Genomic DNA, 21,729 nt, shown 5'->3' with positions numbered 1-21,729 from the left:
CATTTTATGGTGTTGTAACCGCCACCGGTAATACTTTCCCATTAAAAAACTTATGTCCGGTCAATGCAAAATCCGCAATATATTTACCCATTTCAAAAGCAGCAATCGGTGATTGGTAATCAGGGAACGCTTTTTCAAGCATTTCTGTTTGTGCCGACCCCAGTGCGAGACAGTTGATGTGAATCTTTCTCTCTGCAAATTCAACGGCCAAGCACTCTGTCAGTGTATGAAGTGCCGCTTTACTCGCCGAGTAGGCTGCCAGGCCTGGAAATTTTACGCTACCCTGAAATCCGCCCATGCTGCCGATATTTAAGATATGGCTTCCAGCCGGCATGATTGGACAAAGGTGCTTAATCATTTTTACATGTCCTAAAACATTTGTTTGTAACATTTCTGCAAAATCAATCGTGCTCGTTTCTTCAAAAGATTTATTGATGAGAACCCCGGCGTTGTTAATTAATATATCAACATGACCTATTTTTTCTACAATAAACGGCAACAGACCCGACTCATAGTCATCATGGACGATGTCAAATCTTGCCGGATATATATTGCAATCGGGATTTAGACCTTTAGCTATTTCGAACAGCTTTTTTAGCTTATCATGTGATCGGGCCAAAGCCACGACATGATGTTCATTTCGTAAGATTAGCTCCAAAACGGCTTCAAATCCTACACCGCTGCTCGCACCCGTTATTACTATATTCATATTTAACACTAGTTTTCACCTACTATGCACTACATTCCAGTGCTGTAAATGTTTATATAAAGTTAATATTCTTTTCCTTAGTCGGCTAAATCTATCTCATTGGTTTCGGGAAGCTTTTCCTCTCCCAAGGCTTTCGGATGAAAGGTGAAATAGGAGCCCAGCAAGGATATAATTGCTGATATAAAGTATGATATTAAACTGATCAAGATCGCACGGTGGGAGTCTAAATGGAAAAAATCTGACCCATACATAAATACGACTTCCCTTGCTCCTAATCCGCCTATTGACAAAGGAATCACCGCAACAATTTGCGAAAGCAAAAAGAGCAATAGGTAAGGAGAGAATTTGCCTTCGAAATGTAGTCCATACAAAATGCATATCGCGCAAATTACCTGTAGCGATTGAACACCCAATGCCTTGAGGTGCTTGAAAGTAAATGAATAGGCATAGTCATTAAAAAATCGGCGCATAATTAAATAATATATAATCGTTCCGATGATGACTACGAAAATGGGGATCCAATTGGGAATGCCAAGTTTTGGAATGAAAATAACGAGTGCAGCAGTTATCAGACAGAGAGCCCATAAACCACTTAGTCTGTCAAAAAAAACGCATGACAGTAACTTTCTCCCTTTTACTTGATATTTTTTACGCAAAAAGTATATTTTGTAACCATCGCCACCTATACCACCGGGTAATGATATGTTATAGAACATACCCAACAAGTACAATTTGAAATTGTATAACTCCGGAAGATTGAGGTTAATGCCTTTGAAAAACGTATTTAGCCGCCATGCGGAGATAACAATCGAAATAAAGAAGCTCAAAAAGCCAAGGAAGAGAAACAAAGGGTCAGATTTTGTGAAAACTTCCTTCAAGTCGTTCAAACTTACTTTAGTAAATACTAAATATAAGGCCAGGGCGGTAACGGCAAATTTTAAGAGTAATTTGGAAGTAGTCCAGAGTGTCTGTTTGGTCATTGGGGCTATTTATAGATCAGAGGAGCTAAGCGGATAAAGAGCATGATTACATAAATGATCAGAAGTAAGGTGTTTAGCGAGAGCATCCAGTTGAGGTCTGTTTTTTCGTGGCGAGCCCTTCCTGTTAAGATTAATAAGGTTAAAAAGCTTAAAAATAAGATTAACGGAAATACAAAGACCCATTTGTTTTCAATATACACGTAAGTAGTTTCCATTTTTGCGCCGATCTCATCGTCTACAAAAACAGGGATAACAGCTGCTGCCAAGATAAGGATAAAAAGGCGTACCAATAATTTGGAAACAAATTTACTTATGGTATGATTTTTGGATATGGATTTCTTAGAACTAGACTTCATGTACTTATTTTGTTATTTTTTTGCAGCTGCCTATAATTAAATCGAGCGATAATAATTTTAAAAAGCTGCACAATGCTATATATTTGCGTTGCGTTTTTTATTACTGAAACCTTTACAAAGGAAACAAATGTACAACTTTATTGTATTAAGATTAAAATCTATCACTAAAGAATAAACGGCTATCGGATGCGATTCGTATCGCAATCGGAGTAATCTTTAGTGAGTACTTTACCATTAATAACTAGTAAGAATGAAAACAACTTTGAAACTTTTAATTTTAGTGCCCTTTCTGTTCTTTTTCGTTGGTTGTTCATCCTCGAAACAAGCAGTATCGTCATCCTCGCCTAGTTCCGGACAATGGAAGAGAGGTGTGAAGGGACAATGGGTACTTAATAGTGTTGAGAAAAAGAACTTTCCCTCAGGCGCTAATGTGAAGCGTATTTTTGATGAAGCACCGATTGATTGCTTTATAGGAAGTACTTGGAACTTGATCGCTAATGGAAAAGGCACCATTACGTTCTCAACTGATGGTGAACTTTGCGCACCTGGTGCAACACGAGACATTTTTTGGTCGATTTATGAACCTGAAAATGGGGGAGAGGCTCAATTTCAATTTAAAAAGCTTTATCCCGGAGAAAAAGCTAAAAATGTAACTGAAGGTTACCGGTTGGATTTGGCTTATGCAGATGAGCAAACATTTACTTTACAAATGCCCGTAAATACGGGAGGTAATAACGACTCGTTTTTGGAATTTAAATTCAGTAAACGCTAAGTTAGCTTAATAAAGATTTTACAAAGCTCTGTAAGCAATTAAGTTACAGGGCTTTTGTTCTTTTTTGGGTATCGTGAATAAGCACATTTTACCACGAACCTTCCAATATATCAACCTCTTCTTGTAGTTTGTTTCCTAAAATTCTACATTTACGGCCCTAAACATATTTCACACATGCTAAAATTTAATATGAAAACGCTCGTCGTTGCCGCGGCCTTCTTTATCGCAGGCAGTGGGCAGAGCTTTGCACAAGACAATCTGGTGAGGGCGCTTCAGAACAACCGAAGCGACAGCAGTAAATTCGGATTTAAGTTTACAGAAGTAATCAACCTGCAAAATACATCTGTAAAGAATCAAGGGTCATCGGGTACATGTTGGAGTTATTCAGGAAATTCCTTCCTTGAGTCTGAAATGATCAGAAATGGGCGAGAGCCGGTAGAAATATCTCAATTATTTACCGCAAGAAATGTATATATTGAGAAAGGCAAAAATTATGTTCGTTTACATGGTGGTTTGAGTTTGGGCGAAGGCGGGCAACTGCACGATGTGATCAATATGTATCGTAAATATGGTGCGGTGCCTCGTGACGTATATACCGGATTAAATTATGGAACGGAGGGGAACAAGTTGGCAGAAATGAGCGCGATGACAGATGCCATATTAGCTGCGGTTGTGAAAAATCCGAATGGTAAGTTAACGCCCAATTGGATCAGTGCCTATACCAATACAATTGATACTTATTTAGGGAAAGTTCCTGAAACGTTCAATTACAAAGGGAAAAGTTATACACCAAAATCCTTTGCTAAAGAAGTGATCGGCTTAAATGCGGATGACTATATAGAGCTTTCTTCTTTTAAAGACCATCCTTATTATAGTAAATTTACGCTTCTGATTCCAGACAATTGGTCTTTTGATCAAGTTTATAATGTTTCAATGACCGATATCACTGCTATTATCGATCATGCATTAAAAAATGGGTATACGGTAGGTTGGGCTACAGATGTAAGTGAGAAAGGGTTCAGTTGGAAAAACGGCGTGGCTTATGTGCCCGAGAAAGCTTATGAAAAAATGACGGAGGAAGAGAAGGCGACTATGTTCAATGGTCCGAAGCCTGAACTGGCCATAACGGAAGATTTGAGGCAACAAGCTTTTGACGATTATTCTACCACGGATGATCATGGAATGCATATCGTGGGTTTAGCCAAAGATCAAAATGGTAAGGAGTATTATATAGTGAAAAATTCGTGGGGTGTATCAAACGATTATAACGGTTATCTTTACGTGACCAAAGCCTTTGTCCAATTTAAAACCACTGCGTTTATGTTGCACAAAGGGGGCTTGCCTAAAGATATAGCTAAAAAATTAGGATTGTAGCTTGTTCAATTATGCTGCTTAGAAAAAAAAGCGCCTATCGACAAATGCGATAGGCGCTTTTTTCTTAGCCTTGGGGAGTTCCCGAAAATAGCTTTTCGATATTGTTTAAGGCGTCTTCCAAAGACTTTGCTTGTTTGCTTTGTTTATACTCTTTAGCAAGTTCCGCTGAACTGTAGATAATCTGTGTGCCGATTTGAATATTTTGCATTTCTAAATTGGGCTTTGTGTTTGCAATTGCGATGTAATACCGCAGAAGCTCATCTACATATTTGCCATTTTGTTCCAAGAGTGCATTTGCTTTATCAGTCATACCAACCTGATACAATTGTCGAGACAAGAAATATAGCACCCTTGATTGGCCAAGTGAGTAAATACGTTTCGGAACCACAGCTAAGCATCTTTCCAATACCTTTTTAGCTTCCTCCTTGCGCCCATCTTCATATAAAGTCTGGCTAAGTGTACTGAAGTTGTTGATAATCAAAGAAAGCATTCCATAAGACTCATGATCAAGATAACGTGCCTTGGCCATATTGCCCCATACAAATTTATTCATCGTATTATCATAGAGGGCATCGACATTTACAGTTTCTCCCATCCGCATCTGCTCTTCCGTCTTATTAAATTTAACCGGCATGAGTCGTAATGCGAAACCTTCATTAATCAGGTAGTTGTCAAGACCCAAATAGTTACTGTTAGGTACGGTTGTAGCAAAATAGATCGGCCGTTTCCAGTTGTTATGTACCAAAATATCAAACATGGCCAATTCTGCTTTAGATACAAAATCCTTATTATAGGTCCAAACCATTGTATCCACAATATTATTATCCCATTTTGTAGGAACTACCTTGTTTTTCAAAACGTCAGCCTTATTTACCGTCAGTTTAAAGTTTTTGGTAAACAGATAGTTTGACCGACTACCATCTTGGTATTCAACTTGATCATTTGGATTGTCGGACAACAAAACGTCCAGAACGGAGCTTAATTCAATCGGTTGCTTGAATCCGGCATCCATAAAAGATAAACCATCACGTGTTCCTTGTTTAAACTGACTATCCTTCATAGTGATAGGCAGGGCATCCGCTTCGTTCACTTTTTCTTTCATTTGGCGTACATACCAATCTGCGCTCAATAAACTAAGATTAACAATGCGGACGTCGGGTCTGAAATTTTCAACTTCCTGCACATACCAAAGCGGGTAGGTGTCATTGTCTCCATATGTAAACAAAATAGCGTTAGGCGCACAGGATTGCAAATAATCTTTTGCGAGATCCCTTGCTACATATTTAGTAGAGCGATCGTGATCATCCCAACCTTCTTTCGCCATTAAAACAGGAGCTGCGAGTAAGCCAATGAGCGTAGCCGCGATGCCTGCTGTTTTGGCATTGGTTCTCTTCTGTAGCATATCAGCCAGGCCAATGACGCCTAATCCGATCCAAATAGCAAAAGCGTAAAAAGATCCTGCATACGCATAATCGCGTTCGCGTGGTTGGAGTGGCGTTTGGTTAAGATAAAGTACAATAGCCAAACCGGTAAAGAAAAAGAGCAGACCAACAATACCGGCATCTTTTTGATGACGCTTAAAGTGCCATAATGCGCCAATTATACCTAGAATTAGAGGCAATCCATAAAATTTGTTATTCGAGGGATCTGTTTTTAATGATTCAGGTAGTGCGTCCTGGCCACCTAGGCGGGCTTGGTCAATTGGTTTGATACCCGTAATCCAATTCCCTTCGGTGAAGCTGCCGTCACCTTTTTGATCATTTTGTCTTCCAACAAAATTCCAGAAAAAATAGCGGGCATACATATGTCCGACTTGGTAAGTGAAAAAGAAACTGAGGTTGTTCCCGAAAGTCGGTTGGTCGTTCTCTCCCAAGTTTAACCAGCTTCTGTAAAATTGCGGATGCCCTCTTCCCGGATCATTACTATAAATACGCGGGAATATGGTTTCGCGATCATAAACATAACTGTATTTTTTTCCTATATTCTCATACTTTTCTTCGCCTTTGATATAACTGTTGCCCCCTTCCTTCCGATCAATAATTTTTGAGGTAAAGTAGGGTCCTTTCAATAGTGGTTCTTCACCATATTGTTCGCGATTAAGATAACCCAAAAATGAAAATGCATTATCGGGATCACTATTGTTTAAGCTTGGATCAGCTTTTGCACGTACTAAAATCATAGCAAAAGAACCATATCCAAAAATAATAAAGCATATGCCCAGCAAAATAAGATTGAGCCGGGGTTTTGCTTTTTTAATTGAGTGGAATATGCCAAATGTCAAGCCTCCTATTACCAATAAAGCAAAGAATACAACACCGGTACCAAAGCCCAGGCCCAATGTGTTGACAAAGAAAAGGTCAAAATAGGCGGCAAACTTGATTAAGTACTGAATGATTCCCCATAGTACAAATGCCACAATAACACAGCCGATAAGAAGGGTTTTAAAAACACCGCTATTAGTCGGACTTTTAACCCGTTTAAAATAAACGACCAGTGCCAATGCCGGAATGGTTAACAAATTGAGCAAGTGAACACCAATAGAAAGCCCCATTACATAAGCTATTAATAATAGCCATTTATCGGCACGGGGTTCCTCTGCATGAGCTTCCCATTTCAAGATTGCCCAGAACACGATAGCAGTACACAGTGAGGACATAGCGTACACTTCGGACTCCACAGCAGAAAACCAAAAAGTGTCTGAAAAGGAATAAGCCAGAGCGCCCACAAGGCCTGCACCCATAATTTGAATGAGATTCCCCTGTGTAAGTTCTGTACCGCTTCTCCATAGTACTTTACGCGCTAACGCGGTGATGGTCCAAAACAAGAACAGAATGGTTAAGCCACTGGAAACAGCAGACCCAAAGTTCATCCAATAGGCAATGGACTCTTTATTGCCGAAAGCCAAATTGCTAAAGATATTTTGCAACATCAAAAAAAGTGGGGCGCCGGGCTGATGCACAATCTGCATCTTATAGGCCGCTGCGATAAATTCACCACAGTCCCAATAACTGGCTGTAGGTTCTAGGGTTAACACATAAACTAAGGTGGACACCATAAATGTTATCCATCCAAGTAAATTGTTTGTTTTGTTATAATCCATCAGTTACTATTGTTTATTTCATTCTTTTATGCCCATACCTTGTTAGGATAAACGCATAATATATCATTATAATACAATTAAGTGCCGAAAATAAGTATTAGTATTGATATAAAGGAAAAATTAAAAAGTAAAAAGTAAAAAAAGGGGTAGTGAAAAAAATCCGCTTGATATTCAAGTAGGTGCTAAAAAAGCGAAAAAAAATGAATAAAATATTTTGAGTATTTAGAATATCGCTTTATATTTGCACTCCGTTTACGGCAGAAGGCTGATAAACACAAAGGATTGCCCGATAGTATAAAGGTAGTACAACTGATTTTGGTTCAGTTTGTCTAGGTTCGAATCCTGGTCGGGCAACATAACAAAAGAGAACTCGGGTCGTTTTAAAACGGCCCGAATTTTTTTAAACACCAAACCCGCACTCATGCCTCTTCAATTTAACACGGTTAAATTATTTGCCGGATCTGGTAGCAAAGAACTGGCTCAAAAAATCTCTCAAGCTTATGGAAAGGAATTAGGTGAGATGACTTTGTCTCGCTTTAGTGATGGTGAATTCCAGCCTTTTTATAACGAATCGGTTCGTGGTAGCGACGTATTTTTGATTCAGTCTACCTATCAGCCCACTGATAACTTATTTGAATTGCTTTTAATGATTGATGCTGCAAAAAGAGCATCTGCCCACTATATAACGGCAGTGGTGCCCTATTTTGGGTTTGCCCGTCAGGATCGCAAAGATAAACCTCGGGTGGCTATAGGAGCGAAGATGATCGCAAATTTGTTGACAGCTGCGGGGGCTCATCGGATTATGACAATGGATCTGCATGCCGCTCAAATTCAAGGTTTCTTCGATATACCTGTTGACCACTTAGATGCGGCGAGTATTTTTGTGCCTTATATAAAATCGCTGAATCTTCCCAATCTTACAATAGCTTCGCCTGACATGGGCGGTTCTTACCGAGCGCGAACCTTCGCCAAATACTTTAATGCCGAAGTGGTTATTTGCGATAAACAGCGCAAGCGGGCGAATGAGATTGAATCAATGTCTATTATCGGCGATGTAACGGGGCAAGATATTGTGTTAATAGATGATATTTGCGATACCGCCGGTACTTTGTCAAAAGCAGCTTCCCTCATCATGGAAAATGGTGCCAGCAGCGTACGGGCTGTATGTACGCATCCCGTCCTTTCCGGCAAGGCTTACGAGACGGTAGAGAACTCGGTATTAAGCGAATTGATCGTTACCGATACAATTCCTTTAAAGGGAGAGAGCAGCAAAATCAAGGTGTTATCGACGGCTGACTTATTTGCACGTGCGATAACAAACATCAATGAGCACGGATCAATAAGTGATCTGTTCAAAATTTTTGATACAAATAGATAATCGATCAAAATTTTTCTATCTTTGCAGCCTTGAAAAACGGAGTATATCATTATATTCTAGACGTATAAAAAATAAATAAATAGAAATAAATGAAATCAATTGCTATTAGCGGTTCTCCTAGAGAGAACGTAGGGAAAAGAGACGCAAAAGAATTACGCTACGCCGGTAAGGTGCCTGCTGTTCTTTACGGAGGTGGTGAACAATATCACTTCGCTGTGTCCGCAGCTGATTTGAAACCTTTGATTTATACACCTGAAGTTAATTTCGTAGATCTTGAAATTAGCGGAAAGAAGTATCAAGCAATCGTTCAAGAAGCACAATATCATCCGCTTACGGATCAAATTATTCACGTTGACTTTTTGGCTTTAAGTGATGATAAAGCTGTATCAATGAATATTCCTATTGCCTTGACAGGCACATCACCCGGTGTAAAAATGGGAGGTAAGTTGGTTCAGAAATTGCGTAAATTACGTGTAAAAGCCTTACCTAAAGATATGCCTCAAGTAATTGAAGTAAGCTTGGAGTCATTAGAAGTAGGTAAGTCAGTACGTGTCGGTGCGGTGGAAGTTAAGAATGCTAAAATCCTTAACAATGCTGATGATACGATCGTTTCAGTAATTATGTCGCGTGCATTAAAACAAGCTGAACAGGAAGCTGCTAAAGCCGGTAAAAAATAAAAATCTTTTTAAGAATTTACCAAAAGCATCCGGTGATCAGCATCGGATGCTTTTTTTATAGGGTAAAAATGAAATATTTAATCGTTGGTTTAGGTAATATCGGGCAGGAATACGCGGACACAAGACATAATATAGGTTTTATGGTAGCGGATGAACTCGTAAAAGAATTTGGTGCCGGGTATTCTACCTTGAAATATGCTTTTTATTCGGAATTTAAACATAAGGGTAGAACCGTTCATGTCATTAAGCCCACTACTTACATGAACTTGAGTGGAAAGGCCGTTAACTATTGGATGCATGAGCTTAAAATACCTATTTCCAATGTTTTGGTTATTGTGGATGACTTAGCTATACCTTTTGGAAGCGTTCGTATCAAACCGAAAGGGAGTGCTGCCGGACATAACGGACTCAAAAATATCGAAGCTCTTTGTGGAGGACAGCAATACCCACGTTTGCGCTTTGGTATTGGTGATAACTACCCAAAGGGGCGGCAAATAGATTATGTTTTAGGACCATTCGATCAAGAAGAAAAAGCCGACTTACCGGCACTTATTGCACATTCCGTGGAAGCAATTAAGAGTTTCGTAACGGTAGGCTTGGAATTGACAATGACAAATTTTAATAAATAACTGTAGTTAAAGCTGTAGGGCTTAGCCATTAGCTAATACCTAAGTGTTAAATATTAAAAATATGAAAGTTTACGGAATCAAAAACTGCAACACGGTAAAGAAAGCATTGGATTGGTTAAATAAGAACCACGTTTCTTACGAATTTCAGGATTTCAAGAAGTTAGGTGTCAGTGAAGATACTTTAGCACGTTGGGAAAAGGAAGTGAGCTGGGAATCCTTAGTAAATAAAAAAGGTACAACTTGGCGAAGTTTAAGCGATGCGGAAAAAACGGCAGTCATAGATCAGCAAACGGCCAATAAATTGATGCAAGCAAAAACCAGCGTTATTAAGAGACCGGTTATTGAATCGCCGAAAGGCCTGATTCTTGGGTTTGACGAAAAGGAATACCAAGATAAACTAAAATAATTGTTACAAAGGCTTAAAATAGATATTTTAAGCCTTTATTTTTATAAGGCAGCCTTAAAAATAAAGTTATATTAGCGGCTTATAGTCAAAGCCAAGGCAAATTTTTGCCTTACAAATTATTTTTCGATTTATAAGTATGCTAAAACAACAACCCTTCATTGCGCTCATTGCTTTTATTCTTACGATAGGGACCTCCTTTGGTCAGACTGTCCCTGCGCCAAGCAAATACGATTATGAAAAAGCCTTTGCCCCGATCTTTTATACCCAAAATGGAAACGAATATCGGTCAGCTAGCGGGAAACCTGGCGTAAAATATTGGCAGAATCGTGTTAATTATACAATAAAAGTTCGCTTGAATGAGGAACGCAAAGAGATAGAAGGCGTTGTATATTTAGATTATACCAATAACAGTCCGGATAGGCTTGACTTCCTGTGGTTACAATTGGATCAAAACCTTTTCTCGAAAAAGAGTCGCGGGGCACAGATCGTTCCGGTAGGAAAAAGCAGATACGGTTCACATGATACACCTTTTGACGGAGGCTATACGATTGAGGCTGTTAAAGGAGCCGATGGTAAGAGTATAGCTTATCAGGTCAATGATACAAGAATGCAAGTTTTCTTACCGGAAGCTTTGGACGCAACGGGAGGAAACACCAAGCTTGCCATCCATTATCGCTATACGATACCGGATTATGGCGCAGATAGAACCGGCATACTGCAAACTGCCCATGGGGATATTTTCGCCATTGCACAATGGTATCCCAGAATGGCTGTTTATGATGATGTGTTAGGCTGGAATGTACAGCCTTATACAGGTCCGGGCGAATTTTATTTAGAATACGGTGATTTCAATGTTGAAATTACGGCTCCTAGCAAACATATTGTCGTTTGTGGAGGAGAGCTGTTAAATCCCGATGAAGTCTATACCGAGGAGCAGCTAAAAAGATGGGAAAAAGCTAAAAAAAGCGATAAAACTGTTATGATCCGTTCCGGTGAAGAAGTGACAAACCCAACATCCAGGCCACAGGGCAAAAAAGAACTGACTTGGCGATTTAGACTTAATCGTAGCAGAGATATTGCTTGGGCTTCATCGAGCTCGTTTATTATTGATGCCGCAAAAATTAACTTACCTAACGGACAAACATCAATGGCCGTGTCTGCCTATCCGATGGAAAGTAATGGTAATAATGCTTGGGAACGATCAACAGAATATACGAAATCATCTATAGAATATTATTCAAGCAAATGGTATCCCTATCCTTATCCGATTGCCGTAAATGTTGCCTCGAACATAGGAGGGATGGAGTATCCGGGAATTGTTTTCTGTAGAAGCACCGCCAAAGCAAGCAGCCTGTGGGGCGTAACAGACCACGAATTTGGTCATATCTGGTTTCCTATGATTGTGGGAAGTAACGAGCGTCTGTATGCCTGGATGGATGAAGGATTCAATAGCTTTATCAATACCCTATCAAAAGAAGCGTTTAATAACGGTGAATACAGAACAGCGAAATACAATGGACATGATTTGGCGCGTGTTTATTTTAGCGATGACGTTGAACCTATTATGTCGTCTCCACAAAATATGAAGGAAAGTAATATAGGGACACTTGCCTACAGGAAGCCGCAGTTGGCATTAACAATTTTGCGCGAACATATATTGGGCGAGGAACGCTTCGATAGGGCTTTTAAAACTTATATTGACTATTGGGCCTATAAACACCCTACACCATTTGATTTCTTTAGAACCATCGAGAACGTGGCAGGCGAAAATTTAAGTTGGTTTTGGCGGTCATGGTTTCAGTATAATTGGAAATTGGATCAAGCGGTTGAAGGCGTGAAATATGTAGAAAACGATCCTGCCAAAGGTGCGATCATCACCGTTTCCAATCTCGAGGAAATGCCTATGCCGCTCATAGTTGAAATTGTATCAGCAAACGGTAACAAGCAGCGGATAAAGCTTCCGGTAGAAATTTGGGAAAGAAATCAGACATTCTCATTTAAAGTGGCTACAAATGAAAGGCTTAAATCGGTTGTTATTGATCCTGATAAAGTTTTTCCGGACATTAATCCTGCCAATAATAATTGGACCGATGTGCAATAAATGTTAAATTTTATGTTTTAGCTAACACTTTTCGCCAAAAACTGTTTAGTTTGTACCTGAAAATACCAGATTCATTGAATATATGATAAAGCCTTTTATATTATTTTCCTTGCTATTGGCTAGTGTTATTACCGTAAGTGCTCAGGATCGTTTTAGAGGGATTGTCTTGGAGTATAAGAGCAACGAGCTAATGCCGGAGGTTTCGGTGAAGAATTTAAATAAACATGATAGTACACGTAGTAATAGATCAGGGGAATTTTCTCTTCGAGCCGATAAGGATGATATTTTGGTGTTTTCTTACCCAGGTTACCGTACGGACAGTTTAGTAGTAACAGATTTTGCTTTAAAAAGAGTATACCTCACCTCCGTTAACGATCCTCGAATGTTGGATGAGGTCAATATTAACGCTTTGACTAATAGCCGGATTGCCGAAGAGAAAGAACGTTTGAGAAAAGAAGGGCAGTTTGCGAATACAGTTTCAGGAGGAAGTAGCACAAATGGTACACAGCGTATGGGAGGAATTGGTTTTTCTCCCTCACGCATATTTGGGAAGGGCGCTCGTAACGCCCGAAGACAATATAGAATGTTGGAAGGAGAAAGTAATAATCGGATTATAGATGCGCGATTTACAGAGGAGTTGATTACAAGCTTGACACCATTAAGAGGAGAAGATTTGAGCTTATTTATGGCAAAATATCGTCCGAAAGCGTCATTCATTCAGGAAGCGAATGACGAGACCCTCCGTCTATACATTATGGATTCTTATAATAAGTATAAAGATTTAAGCTCCGCGGCCAAGGAGAAAATTAAGCTGGATAATAAGGAACCCGAAAAGCGTGCTAAATAAGCTCTGTATTCCAAATAAGGACCATTTTATCATCGCTTACTGAGGCGAAGGTATGATCGTTGATCCAGGTTATATTATTTATCGATAAACGATGTGTTTCGTACCCTTTTTCCAAACTAATATTTTTCATTAAGGAATAATCCGTGGCGCGCCATATCTTAATGCTTTTATCGCGGCTCGCGGTAGTAAATAAGGGAAAGCTTGGGTGGTAAGCGATGCCATAAATGCTGAACATATGTGCCGTGATATTTCTATTTAATAAAAAATCTTTTGTCTCGAATACATTTAATTGTGCATCGCGTCCGCCGGTTAATAGAAAGTTGCCATCGGGAGAAAATGTGAGTGCAGTAATGGCGGCACTATGCTCATTGATTTCTTGAAATTGCAGATAGTCCCGGGCATGAAATAATCTTATTTTACTGTCTTTTGCACCGAACGCGATGGTATCTTCGGTGCGGTTAAGTGCAATGCAGCGGACCGTTTCTGCAGACACATTGAAATGATATAGCAACTTGAAATTCACAGTGTCCCAGACAGATACCGTACCATCTTCTGACGACACAATCAGCTCAGGTTTTGTAAGGAAGGCCTGTATCCCGAAAATCGGCTTTTCGTGATGTTGCAGTCTAGCCACCACCAAATGTTTTTCAACATCCACAATAGTCACCAAACCGCTTCTTTCGCCAATGGCTAGTAATTTGCCGGCAGGAAGGTAGTGCAGCGCATATACAGAGCTTTTTACAGGGAGGAGTATTCTTTTAAATTTACCTACATCGAGATCCCATTCCACCACACCTTTGTCATTGCCTGCCGTGAACAGCATAGAGGGAGTACTTCCCGTCTCAACGGCAAAGATCGGATTTTGATGCCCTGATAAAGTATATTTCTTATTAACCTCTATTCTGTTCATGACTATTTATGATGCCGTTTAGCTAAATTCTCAGCAATACGTACCAAGGGGATGTTTTTTTCTCTCAATAGAACAAGTAAATGAAAGATCAGGTCTGATGATTCGTTAATAAAATCCATGTCTGATTCTTTCAGTGCAGCTATAACGGTCTCTATAGCTTCTTCTCCCACTTTTTGCGCGATTTTATTAATGCCTTTGTCCCGCAGTTTGTTTACATAAGAACTTTCATTAGGATTGATAAAGCGATCATCAATAATTTTTTCTAATTGAAAAATGAAATTTTGATTAAAATCAGTTTTGAAGCAACTTCTAGATCCGGTATGACAGGTTGGGCCTTTTGGATTTACCTTAATTAGTAGGGTGTCGTTATCACAATCAACAGACGCTTCAACCAGCTCTAAGTAATTACCGCTTTCTTCTCCCTTTGTCCATAAGCGATTCTTAGTGCGTGAGAAGAAGGTGACACGTTGTTCTTTTTGCGTCTTTTCCCATGCCTCTTCATTCATGTAACCCAGCATAAGTACTTCTAATGTTTGATAATCCTGAATGACAGCGGGAACTAAGCCTGCTCCTTTATTAAAATCTAGCATTTTTAAAATAAATTACATTAACGGACTTCTATACCATGTGCTCTCAGTGTTCCCTTCAGGTCAGGTATACGAATTTCCCCATAGTGAAAAACGGAAGCTGCTAAAGCAGCATCTACCTGTGTTTCTAAGAAAACATCTACAAAATGTTGTTGATTGCCCGCTCCGCCGGAGGCAATAATAGGTATACTTAAGCTTTGATTAACAGTACGGAGTAACTTGCAATCAAAACCATTCTTTGTTCCGTCATGGTCCATGGATGTGAGTAATATTTCGCCGGCGCCTCTGCTTTCGGCCTCCTTTATCCACTCTTCTGTAAGGATATCCGTTTTTATCCGTCCACCATTGAGGTGAACATAATTTTTGCCGTCAACGTACTTCGTGTCAATAGCGACAACAACGAATTGAATACCAAATGCATCGGCCAGTTCGTCGATTAATCCTGGATTTCTAACAGCTGCAGAATTAATGGAAATTTTATCTGCACCGGAATTTAATAATATATCTGCATCGCCAATCTCATGTATGCCTCCGCCAATGGTAAAAGGAATATTCACATTTCTCGCAACGGCTTTGACCATATCAATCGTTGTCTTGCGTTTTTCGTGCGTGGCGGTTATATCCAGAAAAACCAATTCATCAGCATCTTGCTTGGAATATTGCCATGCCAGCTCAACTGGATCACCCGCATCGCGTAAATCGACAAAGTTAACTCCTTTAACGGTTCTCCCATCCTTTACATCCAAGCAAGGGATAATACGCTTAGCAACGCCCGTATTTAAAAATTGATCAGTGAGCGAAGGTTCCATTCTTTTATCTCTTCAATACTTATTCTATTTTCGTATATGGCTTTTCCAACAACACATGCTTCTATCCGAAGTTCGTCGAGGGCTTTGATATCATCCATGGAACTGATACCACCGGAGGCAATTAATTTGATGATAGGGGAGTGATCTAAAAGTTTTTTATACAAATCAATACCCGCTCCGCCAAGTTTTCCGTCCTTGTTGATGTCTGTGCAAAGGAACCTGAAGAAGCCCAAACCAAGGCATCTGTCTATATAATCGATTAACTTTAAAGGTGAACTTTCCATCCAGCCCGAATATTTAATGACCTCGTCTAGTACGTCTATAGCAACTACAATGTGATCGGAACATTTGATTCCATTACAGTAAAGGTGGCTAAGCTCATCTAAAAACTCCGGATTGGTGATGGCTTGCGTTCCAACGATGACGCGATGTATACCGGAGTCAATCAATTCCTTAACCTTATCGATGCTTCTGACCCCACCGCCGTACTGAACCTTCATGTCGGTTTTTTTGATAATGTCAAAAAGATACTGTTGATTGCTGAAATCGCCTTTTGCGCCATTGAGATCAATAATATGTACAAATTCGGTGCCGTTCGACTGATATTTTTCTATCATCTCCTCCAAACTGATATCATAGGTGGTAATATCATCGTATTTACCTTCTCGTAAACGAACTACCTTTTATCCAATATATCGATTGCTGGAATAATATACATGACTTTTCTTGATTAGATTGTACAAAAATTTTTTAATAATTGTTCTCCTGCTTCTCCTGATTTTTCAGGGTGAAATTGGACTCCATAAAAATTGTTAAACTGTATAGCTGAAGAAAACTTAAGACCATACGTTGTATAAGCGAGTGTAAAAGTAGGATTATATTCGATAAAATAAGAGTGGACAAAATAAAAATATGCATCAGCCGGTATTCCTTTAAAAAGGTTATTATCATAACTTGAATTCACGCTATTCCATCCCATGTGAGGAACTTTATAGGGGATCTTATGAGCAAAATGCAGTGTGTCAATATCCATAATATGCAATAATTGAGCATTTCCTTCTTCCGAATGGCGCGTCAGTAATTGCATGCCGACGCAAATTCCCAACACCGGTTTTGTCAGAGCCTTTATCGAATTAACTAGTCCAGATGTTTGCAGTTTCTGCATGGCGGCTCCTGCATGGCCAACGCCGGGTATAATAATGTGACTATATCGATCCATATTATCTCCTGCATTAACCATACCATATTTTAAGCTCAGCCGATCGAGCGCGGCAGTCAACGAAAAAATGTTGCCCGCACCGTAGTTTATTATTCCAATCATGTTTAGCTATTCGCCTTTAGCACACAGCTATCAGCTCTAAAAAATTACCAATATTATTACTATCTACTCAAACCGCTACATTCATCCTACACCTTACACCCTAAACCTTTAAAGCACACCTTTCGTACTGGGAAGTTCCATTCGGTCGGGATCCCTTTTTACCGCCATTTTAATCGCTTTGGCAAAAGCCTTAAAAATTGCCTCGATTTTGTGATGCTCATTTTGTCCTTCTGCTTTAATGTTCAGATTACATTTAGCTGCATCTGAAAAGGATTTAAAAAAGTGGATAAACATTTCTGTAGGCATTTCACCTATTTTTTCGCGCTTAAATTCCGCCTCCCATACCAGCCAGTTCCTTCCCCCGAAATCCAAAGCTACTTGTGCCAGGCAATCATCCATCGGTAAACAAAAACCATATCGTTCGATGCCTCTTTTATCACCCAGTGCTTTCAATATCGTTTCTCCCAATGCCAAGGCAGTATCTTCGATTGTGTGATGCTCGTCGATGTGAAGATCGCCCTTTGTCTTTATCGTCAAGTCCATGCTACCGTGGCGAGCTAATTGATCAAGCATATGATCGAAAAATGGAAGACCTGTTTCGATTGCCGCTTGACCTTTCCCATCCAAGTTGACAGAGACGTAAATATCTGTTTCATTCGTTGTTCGTTGATGCACCGCCGCGCGATTGCCAACTTTCAAAAATTCATACACTTTTTTGAACTCGGTTGTTTCTAAGGCAATAACACCGGCATCAACGAGAAGGTTTTCATTTGCTCCAAGTGCGTCGTTATTTCGTAACCAGATAGCCTTTGCACCTAGATTCTGTGCAAGACGCACATCGTTAATCCGATCACCTATCACATAGGAGTTCGCTAAATCATACTTTTCGGTATCAAAATACTCTTTTAGCATACCGATGCCTGGTTTTCTGGTTTCCGCTTGTTCATGTGGAAAAGTACGATCGATGTGCTCTTTGCTAAAGTGCACGCCTTCACCGGCGAAAGTTTCCATAATGAAGCGGTGTACAGGCCAAAAATTGGCTTCAGGATGCGAATCGGTACCTAAACCGTCTTGATTAGTCACTAAAACTAATTCATAGTCCAATTCTTTGGCTATCCGGGGTAAGTATTGTAATGCCCCAGGATAAAATTTAAGTTTCTCAAAGGAATCTATCTGTTCATCTTCCGGTTCAATAATCAATGTTCCATCGCGGTCGATGAACAAAATTCGCTTTTTATTATTGCTACTAGCCATATTATCGATCATTCTTTACAATCTAGCCAAGCACGCCACCGTTGTGTTTACTTAGCTTTCTGTTTTATTATCCAAAAGTACTATTCTACTGACCATTAACCAACGGATACGTGCGAAGTGCATGTAAGAGTTGCTGGTTTTCTTCGGGAGTGCCTATAGTTATACGTAGGCATCCTTCGCATAATATGACCGACGATCGGTCGCGTACAATAATGCCTAGTTCAACAAGGTATTTGTAAATTTCCCGAGGGGTAGTCATTTTTACCAAGATGAAATTTGCCTCCGAAGGATAGATGTATTGTATAAGCGGGAGCGTTGAGAGGTCTTTAACTAATTTCTCTCTTTCTCTGACGGTAGTCTTTATCCATGTGTTGATTTCGTCTACATTTTCAAGAGCTTGTATTGCAAGTGTTTGAGACGCTTCGTTAATGTTGTATGGCGGCTTTATTTTGTTAAGCACATCAATGATATCGCGGGCCGCAAAAGCCATTCCTATTCTCAATCCCGCCAATCCCCAAGCCTTAGAAAGCGTTTGCAGCACTACCAGGTTATTATATTCTGTCAACTCTTGTATAAAAGATCGTTGTTTGGCGAAGTTTATATAGGCTTCATCTACCACTACTATACCGTTGAAGTTATTCAACAGCGTTTCTATATCTGCTCTATTGATCGAATTCCCGGTAGGATTGTTGGGCGAACAGATGAAAATAATTTTACTGTTTTCATCGATCGTCTCAGCTATGCTATTAAGGTCTAACTGGAATTCTGTCGTCAGCGGGACGCGCTTAATTAAAACATCATTGATATTGGCGGATACTTCATACATTCCATAGGTTGGCGGAACGATAATAATATTGTCTATACCCGGGCGACAAAAGGCCCTCAATAGAAGGTCAATTGCTTCGTCGCTTCCATTGCCAACAAAAATATGTTCCGTAGGAACACCTTTGATTTGGCGGACTTTTTCCTTTAAGTTTAATTGTAGTGGGTCCGGATATCGGTTGTAATTTACAGGTAAAGGTGAACCAAATGCATTTTCATTTGCATCTAATAAGATAGAAGCTTCTCCTTTAAATTCGTCACGAGCGGAAGAATAAGGTGTAAGCTTTCTAATATTGTCCCTTAACAGGTTTTGAATGTTGATGGTCATTTTTAAAGTAAAAAGTAAAATGTAAAAAGCTTGCCACCCGTAGGGGTGGTAAAAAAATGCTACTCAGCTTTATGCCTTAATCTAACGCTTACAGCGTTTTTATGTGCGTGTAACCCTTCAAGTTCTGCCAATATTTCAACGGTAGGACCTAATTGGTTTATTCCAATTGGCGTAATGTGTTGAAAAGTTATTTTTTTAATAAAAGAATCTACTGACACACCGGAATAAGCCTTTGCATAAGCACTTGTCGGTAACGTGTGATTCGTTCCTGAAGCATAATCTCCCACGCTTTCAGGTGTTAAGTGCCCTAAGAAAACCGATCCGGCATTGATTATTTTGTTTATAATAGATTGCCAGTCATCGAGCGCAAGAATTAAGTGCTCCGGGGCATAGGCATTGCTGAACGACATCGCTTGTGTTAAATCACTGCAAAGCACGGCATAGGAATGAGCGATGGCCGCTTTAGCTATTTCAACTCTTGGGAGCGCTTCTACCTGTTTAGCTAGCTCTTGATTAACTTGTTCTATAAGGGATTCACTATCACTAACCAAGATAGCTTGACTATCTTTTCCATGTTCAGCCTGTGCAAGCAGATCGGCTGCTACATAAATAGGATTGCTCGTCTTATCAGCTATAATGAGTACTTCCGAGGGGCCGGCAGGCATGTCGATCGCCGTATTCGTGGTAGCTTGTACAATGGTTTTAGCCTTTGTTACAAATTGGTTGCCCGGACCGAAAATCTTGTCAACTTTCGGAATGGTTGCAGTGCCATATGCCATTGCGGCGATCGCTTGGGCACCGCCGACCAGATAAATCCGTTTAATTTTTAATAAATATGCACAATAAGCAATATAGCCATTTATAAGTCCACTGGCTTGTGGGGGGCAACATACGACAATTTCTTTGCATCCCGCTATTCGAGCAGGGACACCAAGCATAAGAAAAGTACTTGGAAGTACAGCCGACCCACCGGGAACGTAAAGTCCTACACGCTCAATGGGGCGCGCCTCCCTCCAACACGTGACGCCTTGCATCGTGTCGATCTTCTTTTCCTTACGTAATTGATTTTGATGAAATTTGTAAATGTTGTTAAAAGCGATTTCCAACGCCCTTTGCTGGTCTCTACCAATGCTGGTTGCTAGCAACTGAATATCGTCCTCTTCAATATACAAACGATCCAGTTTAACTTTGTCGAACCGTTCCGTAAAGTCAAACAGTGCGGCATCGCCCTTCTGTCGGACATTTTGGATAATATTGTCAACCGTTTCCTGAATGGTATGAGCCGGATCTGTATTGCGAATAATCAGCTGGCTTAACGCATCAGGGGAAAGCTCCTTATAGTTATATGTGTTTAACATGCTTTACTTGTATTAGGATAAAGTATCAAGACGAAAGTATCAGGACAGGTAGACGTTATTTTTCTTCACCTTCTTATACGGTTGTCTTGCATCTTGCTACATATGTCTTGCTACCAATATCTTGGGTCCAATTACATAATAATCTTTTCAATGGGCATGACAACAATTCCCTGAGCACCGGCGGCTTTGAGTTTATTTATTTTTTCCCAAAAGTCACGCTCTTGTATGGCCGTATGGACGGCTACCCAACCTTCCTCGGCAAGAGGCACCACCGTTGGACTTTTTACGCCGGGGAGCAGGTCTACTATTATTTGAAGATTTTCTCTTTTCACATTAAGTACAACGTATTTAGTTTCCTTTGCCTTCAAAACGGATTGAATTCGCTGCATTAGCTCTTTCACAGCCTCTTCTTTTTCGATTCCGTTTTTGCCGATTAGGATGGCCTCCGATGACATAACGTCAGCAAAAGGTTTTAAGCCATTACTTTTTAAGGTGCCTCCTGTGGAAACGATATCGCATATAGCATCACTTAATCCTAATCCCGGCGAAATTTCAACTGATCCGGATATGGTGCGAATCGTTGCATTAATTTGATTGTCAGAAAGGTATTTTTTTAGGATGTTGGGGTAAGAAGTGGCGATGGCTCGCCCCTCTAAATCATTTATTTGTACTAATTCGCTTTCATTTGGTATGGCAATCTTCAAATTACATTTTCCAAAACCAAGGCGTTGCAAAAAATGTACGTTGACCTCAGTTTCACTAATCACATTTTCACCGACAATACCTAGATCGGCGATCCCATCTTGAACGTACTCCGGTATATCATCATCCCGTAAGAAAAGAATTTCCAGTGGAAAATTGGATACGGAAGATATGAGTGAGCTTTTATAATTTTCGAAAGTTAGGCCACAGTTTTTTAATAACTCTACAGATTTTTCGTTTAATCTACCCGACTTTTGGATAGCTATTTTTAAGGATGACATGGATAGTATAATATTTTATTACATGTAT

20 protein-coding genes, 1 tRNA gene and 1 pseudogene are annotated in these 21,729 nt (G+C 39.9%); 9 read left to right on the top strand and 13 right to left on the bottom strand.

Features of this window, described 5'->3' with window-relative positions; translation table 11 throughout:
• Positions 1-4: 4 nt before the first annotated feature.
• From QT327_RS05725 to QT327_RS05715, 3 genes are all read right to left on the bottom strand, one after another.
• Positions 5-709: an SDR family NAD(P)-dependent oxidoreductase gene (locus QT327_RS05725; protein WP_013668348.1), complete on the bottom strand. Its 705-nt coding sequence runs from the start codon at positions 707-709 to the stop codon at positions 5-7.
• A 77-nt stretch (positions 710-786) separates the two neighbouring features.
• Positions 787-1,689 (bottom strand): lysylphosphatidylglycerol synthase transmembrane domain-containing protein, encoded by a 903-nt coding sequence (locus tag QT327_RS05720; RefSeq protein WP_130856487.1) that lies wholly within the window; start codon positions 1,687-1,689, stop codon positions 787-789.
• Positions 1,690-1,694: 5 nt separating this feature from the next.
• A complete protein-coding gene (locus QT327_RS05715; RefSeq protein ID WP_013668346.1) occupies positions 1,695-2,045 on the bottom strand; it encodes a hypothetical protein in 351 nt (116 codons plus the stop codon).
• A gap of 250 nt (positions 2,046-2,295) precedes the next feature.
• On the opposite strand from QT327_RS05715, the gene QT327_RS05710 reads away from it, so the two are divergent.
• A complete protein-coding gene (locus tag QT327_RS05710; protein ID WP_013668345.1) occupies positions 2,296-2,817 on the top strand; it encodes a hypothetical protein in 522 nt (173 codons plus the stop codon).
• 189 nt (positions 2,818-3,006) lie between these two features.
• Positions 3,007-4,191 (top strand): C1 family peptidase, encoded by a 1,185-nt coding sequence (locus tag QT327_RS05705; RefSeq protein WP_207303764.1) that lies wholly within the window; start codon positions 3,007-3,009, stop codon positions 4,189-4,191.
• Positions 4,192-4,255: 64 nt separating this feature from the next.
• Here the strand turns inward: QT327_RS05705 and QT327_RS05700 are convergent, their stop codons facing one another.
• Positions 4,256-7,291 carry a glycosyltransferase family 117 protein gene (locus QT327_RS05700; protein ID WP_130856489.1) on the bottom strand — a complete coding sequence of 1,012 codons (3,036 nt, stop codon included), beginning with the start codon at positions 7,289-7,291 and terminating at the stop codon, positions 4,256-4,258.
• A 283-nt stretch (positions 7,292-7,574) separates the two neighbouring features.
• On the opposite strand from QT327_RS05700, the gene QT327_RS05695 reads away from it, so the two are divergent.
• From QT327_RS05695 to QT327_RS05665, 7 genes are all read left to right on the top strand, one after another.
• A tRNA-Gln gene (locus QT327_RS05695) sits at positions 7,575-7,645 on the top strand.
• A 67-nt stretch (positions 7,646-7,712) separates the two neighbouring features.
• The gene (locus QT327_RS05690; protein ID WP_289552324.1) at positions 7,713-8,669 is read left to right on the top strand and encodes a ribose-phosphate pyrophosphokinase; all 957 of its coding nucleotides are present in this window, start codon (positions 7,713-7,715) and stop codon (positions 8,667-8,669) included.
• Between the two features lie 89 nt (positions 8,670-8,758).
• Positions 8,759-9,346 (top strand): 50S ribosomal protein L25/general stress protein Ctc, encoded by a 588-nt coding sequence (locus QT327_RS05685; protein WP_013668341.1) that lies wholly within the window; start codon positions 8,759-8,761, stop codon positions 9,344-9,346.
• 68 nt (positions 9,347-9,414) lie between these two features.
• Positions 9,415-9,975 (top strand): aminoacyl-tRNA hydrolase, encoded by a 561-nt coding sequence (pth, locus tag QT327_RS05680; RefSeq protein ID WP_013668340.1) that lies wholly within the window; start codon positions 9,415-9,417, stop codon positions 9,973-9,975.
• Between the two features lie 61 nt (positions 9,976-10,036).
• Positions 10,037-10,381 carry an arsenate reductase gene (locus QT327_RS05675; RefSeq protein WP_130856490.1) on the top strand — a complete coding sequence of 115 codons (345 nt, stop codon included), beginning with the start codon at positions 10,037-10,039 and terminating at the stop codon, positions 10,379-10,381.
• Between the two features lie 136 nt (positions 10,382-10,517).
• Entirely contained in the window at positions 10,518-12,482 is a 1,965-nt protein-coding gene (locus tag QT327_RS05670; protein ID WP_130856491.1) for a M1 family metallopeptidase, read from the top strand.
• An 82-nt stretch (positions 12,483-12,564) separates the two neighbouring features.
• Positions 12,565-13,329, top strand: coding sequence for a hypothetical protein (locus QT327_RS05665; protein ID WP_289552322.1), 765 nt, complete (start codon positions 12,565-12,567; stop codon positions 13,327-13,329).
• Here QT327_RS05665 and QT327_RS05660 read toward each other — a convergent pair.
• The 9 genes and pseudogenes from QT327_RS05660 to hisG form a co-directional block, all read right to left on the bottom strand.
• The gene (locus tag QT327_RS05660) at positions 13,322-14,239 is read right to left on the bottom strand and encodes a WD40 repeat domain-containing protein (protein ID WP_130856493.1); all 918 of its coding nucleotides are present in this window, start codon (positions 14,237-14,239) and stop codon (positions 13,322-13,324) included. The two genes, QT327_RS05665 and QT327_RS05660, sit on opposite strands and share 8 nt — an antisense overlap.
• Positions 14,240-14,241: 2 nt before the next feature.
• Complete coding sequence (gene hisIE / locus QT327_RS05655; RefSeq protein ID WP_130856494.1) at positions 14,242-14,829, bottom strand: bifunctional phosphoribosyl-AMP cyclohydrolase/phosphoribosyl-ATP diphosphatase HisIE; 588 nt, start codon at positions 14,827-14,829, stop codon at positions 14,242-14,244.
• 17 nt (positions 14,830-14,846) lie between these two features.
• The gene (gene hisF, locus QT327_RS05650; protein WP_013668334.1) at positions 14,847-15,635 is read right to left on the bottom strand and encodes an imidazole glycerol phosphate synthase subunit HisF; all 789 of its coding nucleotides are present in this window, start codon (positions 15,633-15,635) and stop codon (positions 14,847-14,849) included.
• Positions 15,605-16,353: pseudogene (locus QT327_RS05645) on the bottom strand (1-(5-phosphoribosyl)-5-[(5-phosphoribosylamino)methylideneamino]imidazole-4-carboxamide isomerase). The gene hisF and the pseudogene QT327_RS05645 overlap by 31 nt, the downstream one beginning before the upstream one ends.
• Positions 16,354-16,365: 12 nt before the next feature.
• Positions 16,366-16,956, bottom strand: a complete 591-nt coding sequence (hisH, locus tag QT327_RS05640; protein ID WP_013668332.1) for an imidazole glycerol phosphate synthase subunit HisH — start codon at positions 16,954-16,956, stop codon at positions 16,366-16,368.
• A gap of 108 nt (positions 16,957-17,064) precedes the next feature.
• The gene (hisB, locus tag QT327_RS05635) at positions 17,065-18,222 is read right to left on the bottom strand and encodes a bifunctional histidinol-phosphatase/imidazoleglycerol-phosphate dehydratase HisB (RefSeq protein ID WP_242627218.1); all 1,158 of its coding nucleotides are present in this window, start codon (positions 18,220-18,222) and stop codon (positions 17,065-17,067) included.
• A 73-nt stretch (positions 18,223-18,295) separates the two neighbouring features.
• On the bottom strand, positions 18,296-19,360 hold the full coding sequence (gene hisC, locus QT327_RS05630) for a histidinol-phosphate transaminase (protein ID WP_013668330.1): 1,065 nt from the start codon (positions 19,358-19,360) through the stop codon (positions 18,296-18,298).
• Between the two features lie 59 nt (positions 19,361-19,419).
• Entirely contained in the window at positions 19,420-20,718 is a 1,299-nt protein-coding gene (gene hisD / locus QT327_RS05625; RefSeq protein ID WP_013668329.1) for a histidinol dehydrogenase, read from the bottom strand.
• A 131-nt stretch (positions 20,719-20,849) separates the two neighbouring features.
• A complete protein-coding gene (gene hisG / locus QT327_RS05620; RefSeq protein ID WP_289552319.1) occupies positions 20,850-21,701 on the bottom strand; it encodes an ATP phosphoribosyltransferase in 852 nt (283 codons plus the stop codon).
• Between the last annotated feature and the right edge of the window lie 28 nt (positions 21,702-21,729).

The organism is Olivibacter sp. 47, assembly GCF_030372825.1.
Lineage (GTDB): Bacteria > Bacteroidota > Bacteroidia > Sphingobacteriales > Sphingobacteriaceae > Olivibacter > Olivibacter oleidegradans.
This window is presented reverse-complemented; position numbering and strand designations above follow the sequence as displayed.